General features: G+C 56.0%; 14 protein-coding genes. 12 read left to right on the forward strand and 2 right to left on the reverse strand.

What is annotated here, in order from left to right; translation table 11 throughout:
• Nucleotides 1-254: 254 nt before the first annotated feature.
• From ugpB to ugpQ, 5 genes are all read left to right on the forward strand, one after another.
• The gene (gene ugpB, locus OQV00_RS01690) at nt 255-1,571 is read left to right on the forward strand and encodes a sn-glycerol-3-phosphate ABC transporter substrate-binding protein UgpB (protein WP_015585597.1); all 1,317 of its coding nucleotides are present in this window, start codon (nt 255-257) and stop codon (nt 1,569-1,571) included.
• A 105-nt stretch (nt 1,572-1,676) separates the two neighbouring features.
• Entirely contained in the window at nt 1,677-2,564 is an 888-nt protein-coding gene (gene ugpA / locus OQV00_RS01695; RefSeq protein ID WP_004868543.1) for a sn-glycerol-3-phosphate ABC transporter permease UgpA, read from the forward strand.
• Nucleotides 2,561-3,406, forward strand: coding sequence for a sn-glycerol-3-phosphate ABC transporter permease UgpE (gene ugpE / locus OQV00_RS01700; RefSeq protein WP_004868542.1), 846 nt, complete (start codon nt 2,561-2,563; stop codon nt 3,404-3,406). Before ugpA ends, ugpE begins: the two co-directional genes overlap by 4 nt.
• A 269-nt stretch (nt 3,407-3,675) precedes the next feature.
• The gene (locus tag OQV00_RS01705; protein WP_004868541.1) at nt 3,676-4,746 is read left to right on the forward strand and encodes a sn-glycerol-3-phosphate import ATP-binding protein UgpC; all 1,071 of its coding nucleotides are present in this window, start codon (nt 3,676-3,678) and stop codon (nt 4,744-4,746) included.
• A complete protein-coding gene (gene ugpQ / locus OQV00_RS01710) occupies nt 4,743-5,483 on the forward strand; it encodes a glycerophosphodiester phosphodiesterase (RefSeq protein ID WP_004868540.1) in 741 nt (246 codons plus the stop codon). Before OQV00_RS01705 ends, ugpQ begins: the two co-directional genes overlap by 4 nt.
• Nucleotides 5,484-5,501: 18 nt before the next feature.
• Here ugpQ and OQV00_RS01715 read toward each other — a convergent pair whose 3' ends face one another.
• Nucleotides 5,502-5,825, reverse strand: a complete 324-nt coding sequence (locus OQV00_RS01715; RefSeq protein ID WP_004868539.1) for a DUF2756 family protein — start codon at nt 5,823-5,825, stop codon at nt 5,502-5,504.
• Nucleotides 5,826-5,944: 119 nt separating this feature from the next.
• Here OQV00_RS01715 and ggt point away from each other — a divergent pair, with 119 nt between their 5' ends.
• Nucleotides 5,945-7,687, forward strand: coding sequence for a gamma-glutamyltransferase (gene ggt / locus OQV00_RS01720; protein WP_004868538.1), 1,743 nt, complete (start codon nt 5,945-5,947; stop codon nt 7,685-7,687).
• 97 nt (nt 7,688-7,784) lie between these two features.
• On the opposite strand, the gene yhhY is transcribed toward ggt, so the two are convergent.
• Entirely contained in the window at nt 7,785-8,261 is a 477-nt protein-coding gene (yhhY, locus tag OQV00_RS01725; protein ID WP_160873408.1) for an N-acetyltransferase, read from the reverse strand.
• Between the two features lie 356 nt (nt 8,262-8,617).
• Here yhhY and OQV00_RS01730 point away from each other — a divergent pair, with 356 nt between their 5' ends.
• The 6 genes from OQV00_RS01730 to asd all read left to right on the forward strand — a co-directional run bounded on the left by OQV00_RS01730 (nt 8,618) and on the right by asd (nt 15,168).
• On the forward strand, nt 8,618-9,655 hold the full coding sequence (locus OQV00_RS01730) for an oxidoreductase (RefSeq protein WP_004868536.1): 1,038 nt from the start codon (nt 8,618-8,620) through the stop codon (nt 9,653-9,655).
• Between the two features lie 121 nt (nt 9,656-9,776).
• On the forward strand, nt 9,777-10,472 hold the full coding sequence (gene yhhW, locus OQV00_RS01735; RefSeq protein ID WP_004868535.1) for a quercetin 2,3-dioxygenase: 696 nt from the start codon (nt 9,777-9,779) through the stop codon (nt 10,470-10,472).
• A 113-nt stretch (nt 10,473-10,585) separates the two neighbouring features.
• Nucleotides 10,586-11,581 (forward strand): gluconate operon transcriptional repressor GntR, encoded by a 996-nt coding sequence (gene gntR, locus OQV00_RS01740; protein WP_004868533.1) that lies wholly within the window; start codon nt 10,586-10,588, stop codon nt 11,579-11,581.
• Between the two features lie 185 nt (nt 11,582-11,766).
• Nucleotides 11,767-12,297, forward strand: coding sequence for a gluconokinase (gene gntK, locus OQV00_RS01745; protein ID WP_004868532.1), 531 nt, complete (start codon nt 11,767-11,769; stop codon nt 12,295-12,297).
• On the forward strand, nt 12,297-13,637 hold the full coding sequence (gene gntU / locus OQV00_RS01750; protein ID WP_015585601.1) for a gluconate transporter: 1,341 nt from the start codon (nt 12,297-12,299) through the stop codon (nt 13,635-13,637). Before gntK ends, gntU begins: the two co-directional genes overlap by 1 nt.
• 424 nt (nt 13,638-14,061) lie before the next feature.
• A complete protein-coding gene (gene asd, locus OQV00_RS01755; RefSeq protein ID WP_004868528.1) occupies nt 14,062-15,168 on the forward strand; it encodes an aspartate-semialdehyde dehydrogenase in 1,107 nt (368 codons plus the stop codon).
• Nucleotides 15,169-15,383: the final 215 nt, after the last annotated feature.

Below are 15,383 nucleotides of genomic sequence, written 5' to 3' on the forward strand. Positions count from 1 at the left end.
GCTCGCCGTAGAGTGCTCTTTAACGCACTCTATTTAACTACAGATCCCCCTTTATCTGTAGTCTGCGCCGCCTCTCTTTTTCCCTTGCCATTTCCATGCCACTTTTTTTTCACCGTTTCATCATGTTTTTGCCAATTTATTGTAATATTTTTGTAATGCAATAGTTATTTTTCTGTCATTCGAGCATGTCATGTTACCCCCGCGAACATAAAACGCGTGAAATCGCGCATCTGGAACAACAAGAGAGATAACCGATGATATCGTTACGACATACAGCTTTAGGACTGGCGCTCAGCCTGGCATGTGCCGGTCAGGCGCTGGCAGTGACCAATATTCCGTTCTGGCATTCCATGGAAGGGGAGTTGGGTAAAGAAGTTGATTCTCTGGCGCAACGTTTCAACGCGGCCAATCCGGATTATAAAATTACACCGGTGTACAAAGGTAACTATGAACAGAGCCTGAGTGCCGGCATTGCGGCATTCCGTACCGGTAATGCGCCGGCGATCCTTCAGGTTTATGAAGTGGGTACTGCGACGATGATGGCTTCGAAGGCCATTAAGCCGGTATATCAGGTGTTCAGCGATGCGGGTATTAAGTTTGATGAATCGCAGTTCGTCCCGACCGTTTCCGGTTACTACACCGATTCCAAAAGCGGCCATCTGCTCTCCCAGCCGTTTAACAGCTCCACACCGGTGCTGTACTACAACAAAGACGCCTTCAAAAAAGCCGGTTTAGACCCGGAGCAGCCGCCGAAAACCTGGCAGGAGCTGGCAGCCTATACCGATAAGCTGAAAGCCGCCGGGATGAAGTGCGGTTACGCCAGCGGCTGGCAGGGCTGGATTCAGATTGAAAACTTCAGCGCCTGGCATGGCCTGCCGGTGGCGACCAAAAACAACGGCTTTGACGGTACCGATGCGGTTCTGGAGTTCAACAAGCCGGAGCAGGTCAAGCATATCGCCATGCTGGAAGCGATGAACAAGAAGGGCGATTTCAGCTACTTCGGGCGTAAAGATGAGTCCACCGAGAAGTTCTATAACGGGGACTGCGCGATAACCACCGCCTCTTCCGGTTCGCTGGCCGATATTCGCCAGTACGCGAAGTTCAACTACGGCGTGGGGATGATGCCGTACGACGCCGACGTGAAGGGCGCGCCGCAGAACGCCATTATCGGCGGGGCCAGCCTGTGGGTGATGCAGGGTAAAGATAAAGAGACTTACACCGGGGTGGCGAAATTCCTGGAATTCCTCGCTAAACCGGAAATCGCTGCGGAATGGCATCAGAAAACCGGCTACCTGCCGATTACCACCGCCGCTTATGACCTGACCCGCCAGCAGGGCTTCTACGATAAGAATCCAGGCGCGGATATTGCCACTCGTCAGATGTTGAACAAGCCACCGTTGCCGTTCACCAAAGGGCTGCGTCTGGGCAACATGCCGCAGATCCGCACCATTGTGGATGAGGAGCTGGAAAGCGTGTGGACCGGGAAGAAAACGCCACAACAGGCGCTGGATTCAGCGGTACAACGTGGTAACCAGCTGCTGCGCCGCTTCGAGCAATCAACGAAATCGTAATCGCTGAAATGCCCGGTGGAATTCGCTCACCGGGCCTACGACGTGCCCTATGTAGGCCGGGTAAGGCGTAGCCGCCACCCGGCATTGTTCAGGAACCCAATCTCAATGTCATCATCCCGTCCGGTATTCCGCTCGCGCTGGCTGCCTTATGTGCTGGTCGCGCCGCAGCTGATTATCACCATTATTTTCTTTATCTGGCCCGCGGGCGAAGCGCTGTGGTACTCACTCCAGAGCGTCGATCCGTTTGGTCTTTCCAGCCAGTTCGTTGGCCTGGACAACTTCGTGACCCTGTTCCACGACCCGTACTATCTGGACTCGTTCTGGACCACCATTAAGTTCAGTAGCCTGGTGACCTTCAGCGGGCTGATGATTTCTCTGTTCTTTGCTGCGCTGGTGGATTATGTCGTGCGCGGCAGCCGCTTTTATCAAACCCTGATGCTGCTGCCCTATGCCGTGGCGCCAGCGGTGGCGGCGGTATTATGGATTTTCCTCTTTAACCCCGGCCGTGGACTGATAACCCATTTCCTCGGCGAGATGGGCTATGACTGGAACCATGCGCAGAACAGCGGCCAGGCAATGTTCCTGGTGGTCTTTGCCTCGGTATGGAAGCAGATCAGCTATAACTTTTTGTTTTTCTTCGCTGCATTGCAGTCGATCCCGCGCTCGCTGGTTGAGGCTGCCGCCATTGACGGCGCCGGGCCGATTCGCCGCTTCTTTAAACTGGCGCTGCCGTTGATTGCGCCGGTCAGCTTTTTCCTGCTGGTGGTCAACCTGGTCTACGCCTTCTTCGATACCTTCCCGGTGATCGATGCTGCCACCGCCGGCGGCCCGGTACAGGCGACCACTACGTTGATTTATAAGATCTATCGCGAAGGTTTCGCCGGGCTCGACCTGTCGGCGTCCGCCGCCCAGTCGGTGGTTCTGATGTTCCTGGTGATTGTGCTGACGGTCGTTCAGTTCCGCTACGTTGAAAGTAAGGTGCGCTACCAATGATTGAGAACCGTCGCGGGCTGACGATTTTCAGCCACACCATGCTGATTGCGGGGATCGCCGTCATCCTGTTCCCGCTGTATGTCGCGTTTGTTGCCGCGACGCTGGATAACAAAGCCGTTTTTGAGACGCCGATGACGCTGATTCCCGGCGGACATCTGCTGGAAAATATGGCGACCATCTGGACCCAGGGCGTTGGCGTGAACAGCGCGCCATTCTGGCTGATGATGCTCAACAGCTTCATCATGGCCTTCGGTATCACGGTCGGGAAAATCGTAGTCTCAATGCTCTCCGCGTTCGCCATCGTCTGGTTCCGCTTTCCGCTGCGTAACCTCTTCTTCTGGATGATTTTTATTACCCTGATGCTGCCGGTTGAGGTGCGAATTTTCCCGACGGTGGAAGTGATCGCCAATCTGAAGATGCTCGACAGCTATGCCGGGTTGACGCTGCCGCTGATGGCCTCCGCGACCGCCACCTTCCTGTTCCGCCAGTTCTTTATGACCCTGCCGGACGAGCTGATCGAAGCGGCGCGTATCGACGGCGCCTCACCGATGCGCTTTTTCCGCGACATCGTGCTGCCGCTCTCGAAAACCAATCTCGCGGCCCTGTTTGTTATCACCTTTATCTACGGCTGGAACCAGTATCTGTGGCCGCTGTTGATTATTCAGGACGTGAATCTTGGCACCGCAGTGGCGGGTATCAAAGGCATGATCGCCACCGGAGAAGGCACCACCCAGTGGAACCAGGTGATGGCGGCGATGCTGCTGACGCTGATTCCCCCGGTTGTTATCGTTTTAGCCATGCAGCGTGCGTTTGTGCGTGGTTTAGTGGACAGTGAGAAGTAGGTTGTATCCCTTGATTGTTCGTGGCGTCGACGCTGAGCCGAAACCGCGTAATCAAGGCGGAGGATGATGGACATAGTGGGCCTATGTCCAAATCCGACAACGCAGAGTACGCGGTTTCGGCACGCGTCCCGAAGGGCTGGGGCCATTTTTGCCCGGTACCGCGTTACTCGCGTCTTATTTGGGCCCACCAAACTGCGACGCTTACGCCTTGCCCCGAGCAAAAATAGCCGCCAGCGACGTTCATGAACAATCAAGGGATACAACCTTTTATGGCAGGTTTAAAACTACAGGCAGTAACCAAAAGCTGGGATGGCAAAACCCAGGTCATTCAACCGCTGACGCTGGACGTCGCGGACGGGGAATTTATCGTTATGGTCGGACCGTCCGGCTGCGGGAAATCAACGCTGCTGCGCATGGTTGCCGGGCTTGAACGCGTGACCAGCGGCGACATCTGGATTAACCGCCAGCGCGTCACCGAGATGGAGCCGAAGGATCGCGGGATCGCGATGGTGTTTCAGAACTACGCGCTTTATCCGCACATGAGCGTGGAAGAGAACATGGCCTGGGGGCTAAAAATACGCGGTATGGGCAAAGGCCTGATCGCCGAGCGGGTGCAGGAAGCGGCGCGTATTCTGGAGCTGGATGGCCTGCTCAAGCGCCGCCCGCGCGAGCTCTCCGGCGGCCAGCGCCAGCGCGTGGCGATGGGCCGCGCCATCGTGCGCGACCCGGCGGTATTTCTGTTTGATGAACCGCTATCGAATCTCGATGCCAAGCTGCGCGTCCAGATGCGTCTTGAACTTCAGCAGTTGCATCGTCGTTTGAAAACCACCTCGTTGTACGTCACGCATGACCAGGTGGAGGCGATGACGCTTGCCCAGCGGGTGATGGTGATGAACAAAGGCATTGCCGAACAAATTGGCACCCCCGTCGAGGTGTACGAGAAGCCGGCCAGCCGCTTTGTGGCGAGCTTTATTGGCAGCCCGGCGATGAACCTGCTGGACGGGCGCGTCAGCGAAGATGGTCATCGTTTTGAGCTGGAAGGCGGTCTGCGTTTACCGATGAATGGCGAGCATCGCCGCCATGCCGGGCGTAAGATGACGTTAGGTATCCGCCCGGAGCATTTTGCATTAAGCTCCCAGGCGGAAGGTGGCGTACCGCTGGTGATGGATACGCTGGAAATTTTAGGTGCCGATAACCTTGCCCACGGTCGCTGGGGCGAGCAGAAACTGGTGGTCAGGCTGCCGCATCAGCAGCGTCCGTCAGCAGGCAGCACGCTGTGGCTGCATCTGCCCGAGGATCATCTGCACCTCTTTGATGGTGAAACAGGACAACGCGCATGAGTCACTGGCCTTATCCTCACATCGTCGCCCATCGTGGCGGCGGGAAACTGGCGCCGGAAAACACCCTGGCGGCCATCGACGTCGGCGCCCGTTTCGGGCATACGATGATCGAGTTTGACGCCAAGCTGTCGAAAGACGGACAGATTTTTTTGCTGCATGATGACAATCTCGAGCGCACCAGCAACGGCTGGGGCGTCGCCGGCGAGCTGGCCTGGAGCGAACTGCTGAAAGCCGATGCCGGCAGCTGGTATAGCCATGAATTCAAAGGCGAGCCGCTGCCGCTGCTGGCCGAGGTTGCCGAACGCTGTCGTCAGCACGGCATGATGGCGAATATCGAGATTAAACCCACAACCGGCACCGGACCGCTCACCGGGAAAGCGGTGGCGCTGGCGGCCCGGGAGCTGTGGCAAGGTATGACGCCGCCGCTGCTCTCATCGTTCGACATTGACGCGCTGGAGGCGGCGCAGCAGGCGGTGCCTGAGCTGCCGCGCGGGTTGCTGCTGGATGAGTGGCGCGAGGACTGGCGCGAGCTGACCACGCGCCTGGCGTGCGTTTCGATCCACCTTAACCATCAACTGCTGGATGAGTCGCGAGTGGCCAGCCTGAAAGCCGCGGGTCTGCACATCCTCGTCTATACCGTCAACAAACCCCAGCGGGCGGCTGAGCTGTTGCGCTGGGGCGTGGACTGCATTTGTACCGATGCCATTGATGTCATCGGTCCTGACTTCCACGCCTGATCCTTCGGCAGACGGCCGTTATGGTGTCGTCTGCCGTTGCAACATCCCTCCGTTATTATTCGGCAACATCTGCTGGGACGAATTCAAATTACCGCTCTGGATGACCCGCTGCTGGTTGTTGTTGAGCTGCGTCTGGAGATGCTGCTGCTGGGCGCGCGTCTGGCTCTGCATATCCTGCTTCAGCATGCTCTGGTGCTGCTGCTGTTGCACCTGCATCTGATTTTGCATCCGCTGCTGGCTGGGGATGACGTACCCCGGCTGATTGGGATTATTGGTGGTGTTGAGTGGCTGCGCCAGGACGCTCAGCGGCAGCAGCGCCGCCAGAAATAATAGTGCTTTCATGGTTCTCTCCTCCCGTGCGTGGGATCACTTAAGTGTACCTCCTTTTCAGCATAACAATGATTTTTTAGGACTTATCAACCAGGCTTAAGCGGGGAAAAAAACACTTCAGGAGTAAGACAATGATAAACACGCGTTCCTGGCGTCAGGTGGTCATCGCTGCTTTGCTGGCCGGCGGAAGTTTTGCCGTCAGCGCAAATCCCACCCCGCCGCCCGTTTCTTATGGTGTCGAAGAAGATGTCTTTCACCCGGTTCGTGCCCGGGAGGGGATGGTGGCCTCGGTAGATGCGACGGCGACCCGCGTCGGGGTGGATATTCTGCGTCAGGGGGGCAACGCCGTCGATGCCGCGGTGGCCGTGGGCTATGCGCTGGCGGTTACGCATCCACAGGCCGGTAATATTGGCGGCGGCGGGTTTATGATGCTGCGTACCAAAGACGGTAAAACGACGGCGATTGATTTTCGCGAAATGGCGCCTGAGCAGGCCACCCGGGATATGTTCCTTGATGATCAGGGCAACCCGGATAGCAAAAAATCGCTCACTTCACATCTGGCTTCTGGTACGCCGGGCACCGTGGCAGGCTTCTCATTAGCGTTGGAAAAATACGGCACCATGCCGCTGAACAAGGTGATCCGTCCGGCGATTAAGCTGGCGGAAGAGGGCTTCACGGTGAACGATGCGTTGGCCGACGATCTGAAGACCTACGGGAGTGAAGTCATCCCCAGTCACCCGAACAGTAAAGCCATCTTCTGGAAAAACGGCGAGCCGTTGAAGAAAGGTGACAAGCTGGTGCAAAAACAGCTGGGCAAAAGCCTTGAGCTGATCGCGGAGCATGGCCCGGATGCGTTTTATAAAGGGGCGATTGCCGATCAGATTGCCGACGAAATGCACAAAAACGGCGGCCTGATCACCAAAGCCGACCTTGCCGGCTACAAGGCAGTCGAGCGTACGCCGATAAGCGGCGAATATCGCGGTTATCAGGTGTTTTCGATGCCACCGCCTTCGTCCGGGGGGATCCACATCGTACAGATCCTCAATATCCTCGAAAACTTCGACATGCATAAATATGGCTTCGGCAGTGCAGACGCCATGCAGGTGATGGCGGAAGCCGAAAAACATGCCTATGCCGACCGTTCGGAGTATCTCGGCGATCCGGACTTCGTCAAAGTGCCGTGGCAGGCGCTAACCAACAAAGCCTACGCCAAATCGATTGCTGAACAGATTGATATCAACAAAGCCAAACCTTCGAGCCAGATTCGTCCGGGCAAGCTGGCACCGTATGAAAGTAACCAGACCACCCATTTCTCGGTGGTGGATAAAGAGGGTAACGCGGTGGCGGTCACCTATACGCTGAATACTACCTTCGGGACCGGTATTGTGGCGGGTAGCTCCGGGATACTGATGAACAACCAGATGGATGACTTCTCGGCGAAACCGGGCGTTCCGAATGTCTACGGGCTGGTGGGCGGTGATGCCAACGCCGTCGGGCCGAAAAAGCGTCCGCTGTCGTCGATGTCGCCGACTATCGTGGTGAAGGAGGGGAAAACCTGGCTGGTGACCGGCAGTCCGGGCGGTAGCCGCATCATTACCACCGTACTGCAGATGGTGGTCAACACCATCGATTTCGGTATGAACGTGGCGGAAGCCACCAACGCGCCGCGCTTCCATCATCAGTGGCTGCCGGATGAGCTGCGGGTGGAGAAGGGGTTTAGCCCGGATACGCTGAAGCTGCTGGAGCAGAAAGGGCAGAAAGTGGCGCTGAAAGAGGCGATGGGAAGTACCCAGAGCATTATGGTCGGCCCGGACGGGACGCTGTATGGCGCGTCCGATCCGCGCTCGCCCGGTGATTTGACGGCGGGATACTGATTGATGTGCCGGGTGGCGGTTGACGCCTTACCCGGCCTACAGATGATGCAGAATCACGGGCCCGGCTGGCGTGGCGCCACCGGGCCATATTTAGCGGTTACTTGAGGCGCGCCATGAAATGCGCATCCACATACTCGCCGTTACGCAGGGCAAACTTCCGCGCGGTCCCTTCGACGACAAAACCGTGTTTGCGATAGACGGCAACGGCGGCGGCGTTATCGGCAAATACCGTCAATTCGATGCGCTCGACCCGCAGCCAGTTATCGCACAGGTTAATCATTTCGCGCATCAGCGCGCTGCCCACGCCACGCCCGTGGAACGCTGCGTCAACGCTCATTCCGAAGGTGGCAACGTGGCTCCGGCGAGGTCGCGGCTCGACGCTGAGCATCAGGTGACCGACGACGCCATTGTCAAGAGTGGCGACCAGATGGTGGCTGTGTGGCCTGGGCTGTAGACGTTCTTGCCACATTTCCATCGAGGGATGAGGAAGTTGTAGTGTGTCGTGATAGACCTCCGGGTGGGCCGTCAGCTGGCGTAAAGGTTCTGCATCGCGCGGTTCAGCGTGGCGTATCACTATGTCACTCATTTCTCTTCTCCTGTGCCGCGGCATCGCGGTCTTGATCCCCTTTATTGGCCTTTTAAACATCCCTGACTTTAAAAAATGCGTCAACGGCTAATTTTTGCAAAAAGAGGTAGACAAGTGCGAATGAGAATGATTATTATTGTCCTGCATTCAGGGAGACCCTTGCGGAAAGCCTGAAAGCACGACATTGCTCACATTGCTTCCAGTATTACTTTAGCCAGCCAGGTGCTGGCTTTTTTTTTGGCTTTTTTGCCGGACATTTCCACCATCCTGAATAGGTTAAGAGTTAAGTTCGTCGCCGGGGTGCGCTATGGTTAGCAGCAGAAACCTCAACAAAGGACGGCTTTATGACTCTGCACTGCGCGTTTATTGGGTTTGGCAAAAGCACCACCCGCTACCATCTTCCTTATGTTCTGCACCGCAAAGACCGCTGGCACGTCGCGCATATCTATCGCCGCAGCGCGAAGCCGCAGGAGCAGGCGCCGCAGTATTCTCATATTCATTTCACCAGCGATCTCGACGATGTGCTCAACGACCCGCAGGTAAAACTGGTGATTGTCTGTACTCATGCGGACAGCCATTTCGAATATGCAAAGCGGGCGCTGGAGGCCGGTAAAAATGTGCTGGTAGAAAAACCGTTTACCTCCACGCTAGCTGAGGCAAAGTCGCTCTTTGCGCTGGCGAAGAGCCGGGGGTTGACGGTGACGCCATACCAGAACCGCCGCTTTGATTCCTGTTTCCTGACGATGAAAAAGGTGATTGAGAGCGGCAAACTGGGCGAGATCGTGGAGGTTGAGAGCCATTTTGACCTTTATCGCCCGGTGGCAGAAACACAGCCCGGAGTGCCGCAGGATGGAACATTTTACGGTCTTGGTGTGCATACGCTGGATCAGCTCATCTCGCTGTTTGGCCGCCCGGACCACGTGGCTTATGACATCCGCAGCCTGCGCAACAAAGCCAATCCGGATGACACCTTTGAAGCCCAGCTGTTCTACGGCGACCTGAAGGCCATTGCCAAAACCAGCCACCTGGTGAAGCTGGCGTACCCGAGGTTTACCGTCCACGGGCATAAAGGCTCCTTTATCAAATATGGTATCGATCGGCAGGAAACCAGCCTGAAAGCCAATATTATGCCGGGTGAGCCAGGATTCGGCGCGGACGATACGTTTGGCCTGCTGGAGTACGTCAATGAGGCGGGTGAAACCGTGCGGGAAGAGATCCCAATTGAAACCGGCGACTATGGGCGGGTCTATGATGCGCTGTATGAAACCCTCGTTAACGGTCAGCCAAATTACGTCAAGGAATCTGACGTTCTCACGAATATGGAGATCCTCGGGCGCGGGTTTGAACAGCCCTCTCCGGCCACGATAACCTTAGATAAATAAGCCTTCCTGGCTCCTTTGTAGTCATTCATATTTTTTGAACAGAGGAGTCAATTTTCACCCTCTATGATCGTGAGCAGATTGAGTCCACACTGACTCTATCGAAAACATACGGGGGTGCAACATGATCTACTTACGCAAAGCTAATGAACGCGGTCACGCTAACCACGGCTGGCTGGATTCCTGGCATACTTTCTCTTTCGCTAACTATTATGACCCGAACTTTATGGGCTTCTCGGCGCTGCGGGTTATCAATGATGACGTGATTGATGCCGGTCAGGGCTTCGGTACCCATCCGCACAAAGATATGGAAATCCTGACCTACGTGCTGGAAGGGGCGGTTGAACACCAGGACAGCATGGGTAACAAAGAGCAGGTTCCGGCGGGCGAGTTCCAGATCATGAGCGCAGGTACCGGGGTTCGTCACTCCGAGTACAACCCAAGCGATACAGAAAAACTGCATCTGTACCAGATCTGGATTATGCCAGAAGAAAACGGCATCACTCCGCGCTACGAACAGCGTCGCTTTGATGCTCTGCAGGGCAAACAGCTGGTTCTGTCGCCGGATGCCCGTGACGGTTCACTGAAAGTGCACCAGGATATGGAACTGTACCGCTGGGCGCTGCTGAAAGATGAACAGTCGGTGCATCAGATTGCCGCGGAACGCCGCGTGTGGATCCAGGTGGTGAAAGGCGAGGTGACGATTAACGGTACCAAAGCGACCACCAGCGATGGCCTGGCGATTTGGGACGAGCAGGCGATTTCCGTACACGCTGACAGCGATAGCGAGATCCTGCTGTTCGATCTGCCGCCGGTCTGATTCAGTTCTGAAGATGTTTAAATAAATTGCGCAGCCTTCCCGGATGTTTGGGAAGGTTGCGCTTTGTCCGTGATAAACTGGGAAAATGTCTCCCCGTTATCACAGTCAGGACGATGAAAAAGAAAAGACCCGTACTGCAGGATGTAGCCGATCTTGTCGGCGTGACCAAAATGACGGTCAGTCGCTTTTTACGTAACCCGGAACAGGTTTCCGAGGCCCTGCGTGGCAAGATTGCCGCTGCTCTCGATGAACTGGGTTATATTCCCAATCGTGCGCCTGATATCCTCTCTAATGCCACCAGCCGCGCCATTGGTGTGCTGCTGCCCTCGTTGACCAACCAGGTGTTCTCGGAAGTGCTGCGTGGGATTGAAAGCGTCACCGATGCCTTCGGCTACCAGACGATGCTCGCGCACTACGGCTATAAGCCGGAAATGGAAGAAAAGCGTCTCGAATCCATGCTCTCATGGAACATTGATGGCCTGATTCTCACCGAACGTACCCATACCCCTCGCACGCTGAAAATGATCGAAGTTGCCGGTATCCCGGTGGTTGAGCTGATGGACAGTCAGTCGCCGTGCCTCGATATCGCCGTCGGTTTTGATAACTTTGATGCCGCACGCCAGATGACCGCCGCAATTATTGCCCGCGGCCATCGCCACGTGGCCTATCTGGGGGCGCGCCTTGATGAACGTACTATCATCAAGCAAAAGGGCTACGAACAGGCGATGCGCGATGCCGGCATGACGCCGTATAGCGTGATGGTTGAACAATCTTCGTCCTATTCGTCAGGGATAGAGCTGATGCGCCAGGCGCGTCGCGAATATCCGCAGCTCGATGGCATCTTCTGTACCAACGATGACCTTGCGGTCGGTGCCGCCTTTGAGTGTCAGCGCCTGGGATTGAAAATTCCGGACGATATGGCGATCGCCGGTTTCCACGGCCATGATATTGGTCAGGTGATGGAGCCCCGGCTGGCCAGCGTGCTGACCCCGCGTGAGCGAATGGGACGCATTGGTGCCGAACGGCTGCTGGCCCGTATTCGGGGTGAAGTCGTGACGCCGAAGATGTTAGATTTAGGTTTCACATTGTCACCGGGCGGATCAATTTAGACTGACAAGTTTGAAGTAGATCACACATATTCATTCCTGGCACGAATGGTGATTGCTTATCGCTAAGTCCGGCATGACAATGTTACCGATAACAGTTACCCGTAACAATCAATCGGTATACGAGTCTTCACGCTGTATTCTTGCAGCCAGTACGGCTTCGTATATGTGTCCAGTGGGAGGAAGCTTTGAGCACGACTAACCATGATCACCACGTCTATGTCCTGATGGGCGTTTCCGGCAGTGGTAAATCCGCTGTCGCCAGCGAAGTGGCGCATCAGCTGCATGCCGCGTTTCTCGATGGTGACTTTCTGCATCCGCGTAGCAACATCAACAAGATGGCCTCCGGCGAGCCGTTAAACGACGATGATCGTACGCCGTGGCTGCAGGCGCTGAACGACGCCGCTTTTGCCATGCAGCGTACAAATAAAGTTTCGCTGATCGTCTGTTCCGCTCTGAAAAAGAGCTATCGCGATATTCTCCGCAAGGGCAACCCGAATCTCTCTTTCGTCTACCTGAAAGGCGATTTCGACCTGATTGAAAGCCGTCTGAAAGCGCGTAAAGGCCATTTCTTTAAAACCCAGATGCTGGTGACCCAGTTTGAAACGCTGCAGGAACCTGGCGCAGACGAAGGCGATGTCTTAATCGTCGATATTGATCAATCGCTGGAAGGCGTGGTCGCGAGCACCATTGAGGTGATCAACAAAGGCAGTAACTAGTGAGTACATTAACGCTTGTTTTAACAGCAGTAGGATCCGTTTTGCTGCTGCTGTTTTTAGTCATGAAGGCGCGTATGCATGCTTTCGTGGCTTTGATGGTGGTTTCTATTGGTGCCGGTCTCTTTTCCGGCATGCCGCTGGATAAAATTGCGGCGACGATGGAAAAAGGGATGGGCGGGACGCTGGGCTTCCTGGCGATCGTCGTGGCGCTTGGGGCGATGTTTGGCAAGATTCTTCATGAAACCGGCGCTGTCGATCAGATTGCCGTGAAGATGTTGAAATCTTTCGGCCACAGCCGCGCTCATTACGCGATTGGCCTCGCTGGTCTTATCTGCGCGCTGCCGCTGTTTTTCGAAGTGGCGATCGTGCTGCTGATCAGCGTGGCCTTCTCCATGGCGCGCCATACCGGCACCAACCTGGTGAAACTGGTTATCCCGCTGTTTGCTGGCGTGGCGGCCGCGGCGGCGTTCCTGCTGCCCGGGCCGGCGCCGATGCTGCTGGCATCGCAAATGCATGCTGACTTTGGCTGGATGATCCTGATTGGTCTGTGCGCGGCGATTCCGGGAATGATTATCGCCGGGCCGCTGTGGGGCAACTTCATCAGCCGTTACGTTGAGCTGCATATTCCTGACGATATTAGCGAACCAAGCCTGGGTGAAGGCAAGATGCCGTCCTTTGCCTTTAGCCTGTCGCTGATTCTCCTGCCGCTGGTGCTGGTGGGGCTGAAAACAATCGCCGCGCGCTTTGTGCCGGTTGGCTCCAGCGCTTACGAATGGTTTGAGTTTATCGGCCATCCGTTCACCGCGATTCTGGTCGCGTGTCTGGTGGCTATCTATGGTCTGGCGGTACGTCAGGGGATGGCGAAAGATCGGGTGATGGAGATCTGCGGTCATGCGCTGCAGCCTGCGGGGATTATCCTGCTGGTTATCGGTGCCGGCGGCGTCTTCAAACAGGTGCTGGTTGACTCCGGCGTGGGCCCGGCGCTCGGTGAAGCGCTGACGGGCATGGGGCTGCCTATCGCCATTACCTGCTTCGTGCTGGCGGCCGCGGTGCGTATTATCCAGGGTTCTGCGACCGTCGCCTGTTTAACGGCGGTGGGACTGGTCATGCCGGTCATCGAGCAGCTGAACTACAGCGGTGCGCAGATGGCGGCGCTCTCCATCTGTATCGCGGGTGGATCCATCGTGGTGAGCCACGTGAACGACGCCGGTTTCTGGCTGTTCGGGAAATTTACCGGCGCCACCGAAGCGCAGACGCTGAAAACCTGGACGATGATGGAAACTATCCTCGGCACCACCGGCGCCATCGTCGGTATGATCGCGTTTACGTTGTTAAGCTAAACGCCGCTGAGCGTGTCCGGCCGAGCGACGCGAGGCCGGGCAAATCGCCCATCCAATCCCGCAAAAAACCTCTCTGCTGAGCGATGAGACGAAAGGATTACCTCTCGTAAGGCCGCATCAGACCTGGTTTTCTCCGCTTTCCCCACCGGCGCGATAGCGCTAGATTTCTGCGCAGATCCATAATCCAGATCAATAAAAAAGCGGCGGAAAATATTCCCTTCCTGCGGTTATTTCCCCGATAATCTTTGCGGTTTTTCTGGGTACCGATGTCGGCAGAAGCTGCGTTCAATAAGTTGCTTTTCTGATTGCTGCGCAATCATTGATTAATTTCACTTGCGACTTTAGCAGCATTTTGTAATGTGAGGGATGATCCAGCAGGAAACTGGCTAGGCACAAACAGCACACATCTCCCAGGAAATACGTTATGAAAAATGTTGGTTTTATCGGCTGGCGCGGAATGGTCGGCTCTGTACTCATGCAACGCATGGTTGAAGAGCGCGACTTCGACGCCATTCGCCCTGTTTTTTTCTCCACCTCTCAGCTGGGGCAGCCTGCTCCATCCTTTGGTGGTAGCACCGGCGGTACGCTGCAGGACGCGTTTGATCTGGACGCGCTGAAGGCGTTGGACATTATTGTGACCTGCCAGGGCGGGGATTATACCAACGACGTGTATCCGAAGCTGCGTGAGAGCGGCTGGCAGGGTTACTGGATTGACGCCGCCTCTTCGCTGCGCATGAAAGACGACGCCATCATTATTCTTGATCCGGTAAACCAGGATGTGATTACCGCCGGTCTGAATAATGGCGTGAAAACGTTTGTTGGCGGCAACTGTACCGTCAGCCTGATGCTGATGTCCCTCGGCGGCCTGTTTGCCCAGGATCTCGTGGAGTGGGTGAGCGTGGCCACTTACCAGGCGGCATCCGGTGGCGGGGCGCGTCACATGCGCGAACTGCTGACCCAGATGGGCCAGCTGCATAGCCACGTGGCGACAGAGCTGGCGAATCCGGCGTCCGCCATTCTGGATATCGAACGCAAAGTGACGGCGCTGACCCGCAGCGGCGACCTGGCGGTTGATAACTTTGGCGTGCCGCTGGCAGGCAGTTTGATCCCATGGATCGACAAACAGCTGGATAACGGCCAGAGCCGTGAAGAGTGGAAAGGACAGGCTGAGACCAACAAAATTCTCGCCACCTCGTCAGTGATTCCGGTTGATGGCCTGTGTGTACGCGTTGGCGCGCTGCGTTGCCACAGCCAGGCGTTTACCATCAAGCTGAAAAAAGATGTCTCTATCCCGACCGTTGAAGAACTGTTGGCCGCACACAACCCGTGGGCCAAAGTCGTACCGAACGATCGTGATATTACAATGCGTGAGCTGACCCCGGCTGCCGTCACCGGCACCCTGACCACGCCGGTGGGTCGTTTGCGTAAGCTGAATATGGGGCCGGAATATCTGTCGGCTTTCACCGTCGGTGACCAGCTCCTGTGGGGCGCTGCCGAGCCGCTGCGACGCATGCTGCGCCAGCTGGCTTGATAACGGGATGAACCAAAAGGGGGTGTTTTACACCTCCTTTTTTTTGCGTAATACAAGGAGTAAACGCGGATGTTAGATTTTTTCCAACGGAGGTAAGACAGCCTTGGCTATGCTTTAAGTAAGGAACGACAACGTTGCCTTACCTGAAGGTGGGACGGAGCAGAAGGATGCACAGTGTGCTGCACCGTTCAGGTCAAAAAAAGTCGCCAGATACA

Source organism: Klebsiella sp. DY2415 (assembly GCF_026314315.1).
GTDB classification, from domain to species: domain Bacteria; phylum Pseudomonadota; class Gammaproteobacteria; order Enterobacterales; family Enterobacteriaceae; genus Klebsiella; species Klebsiella ornithinolytica.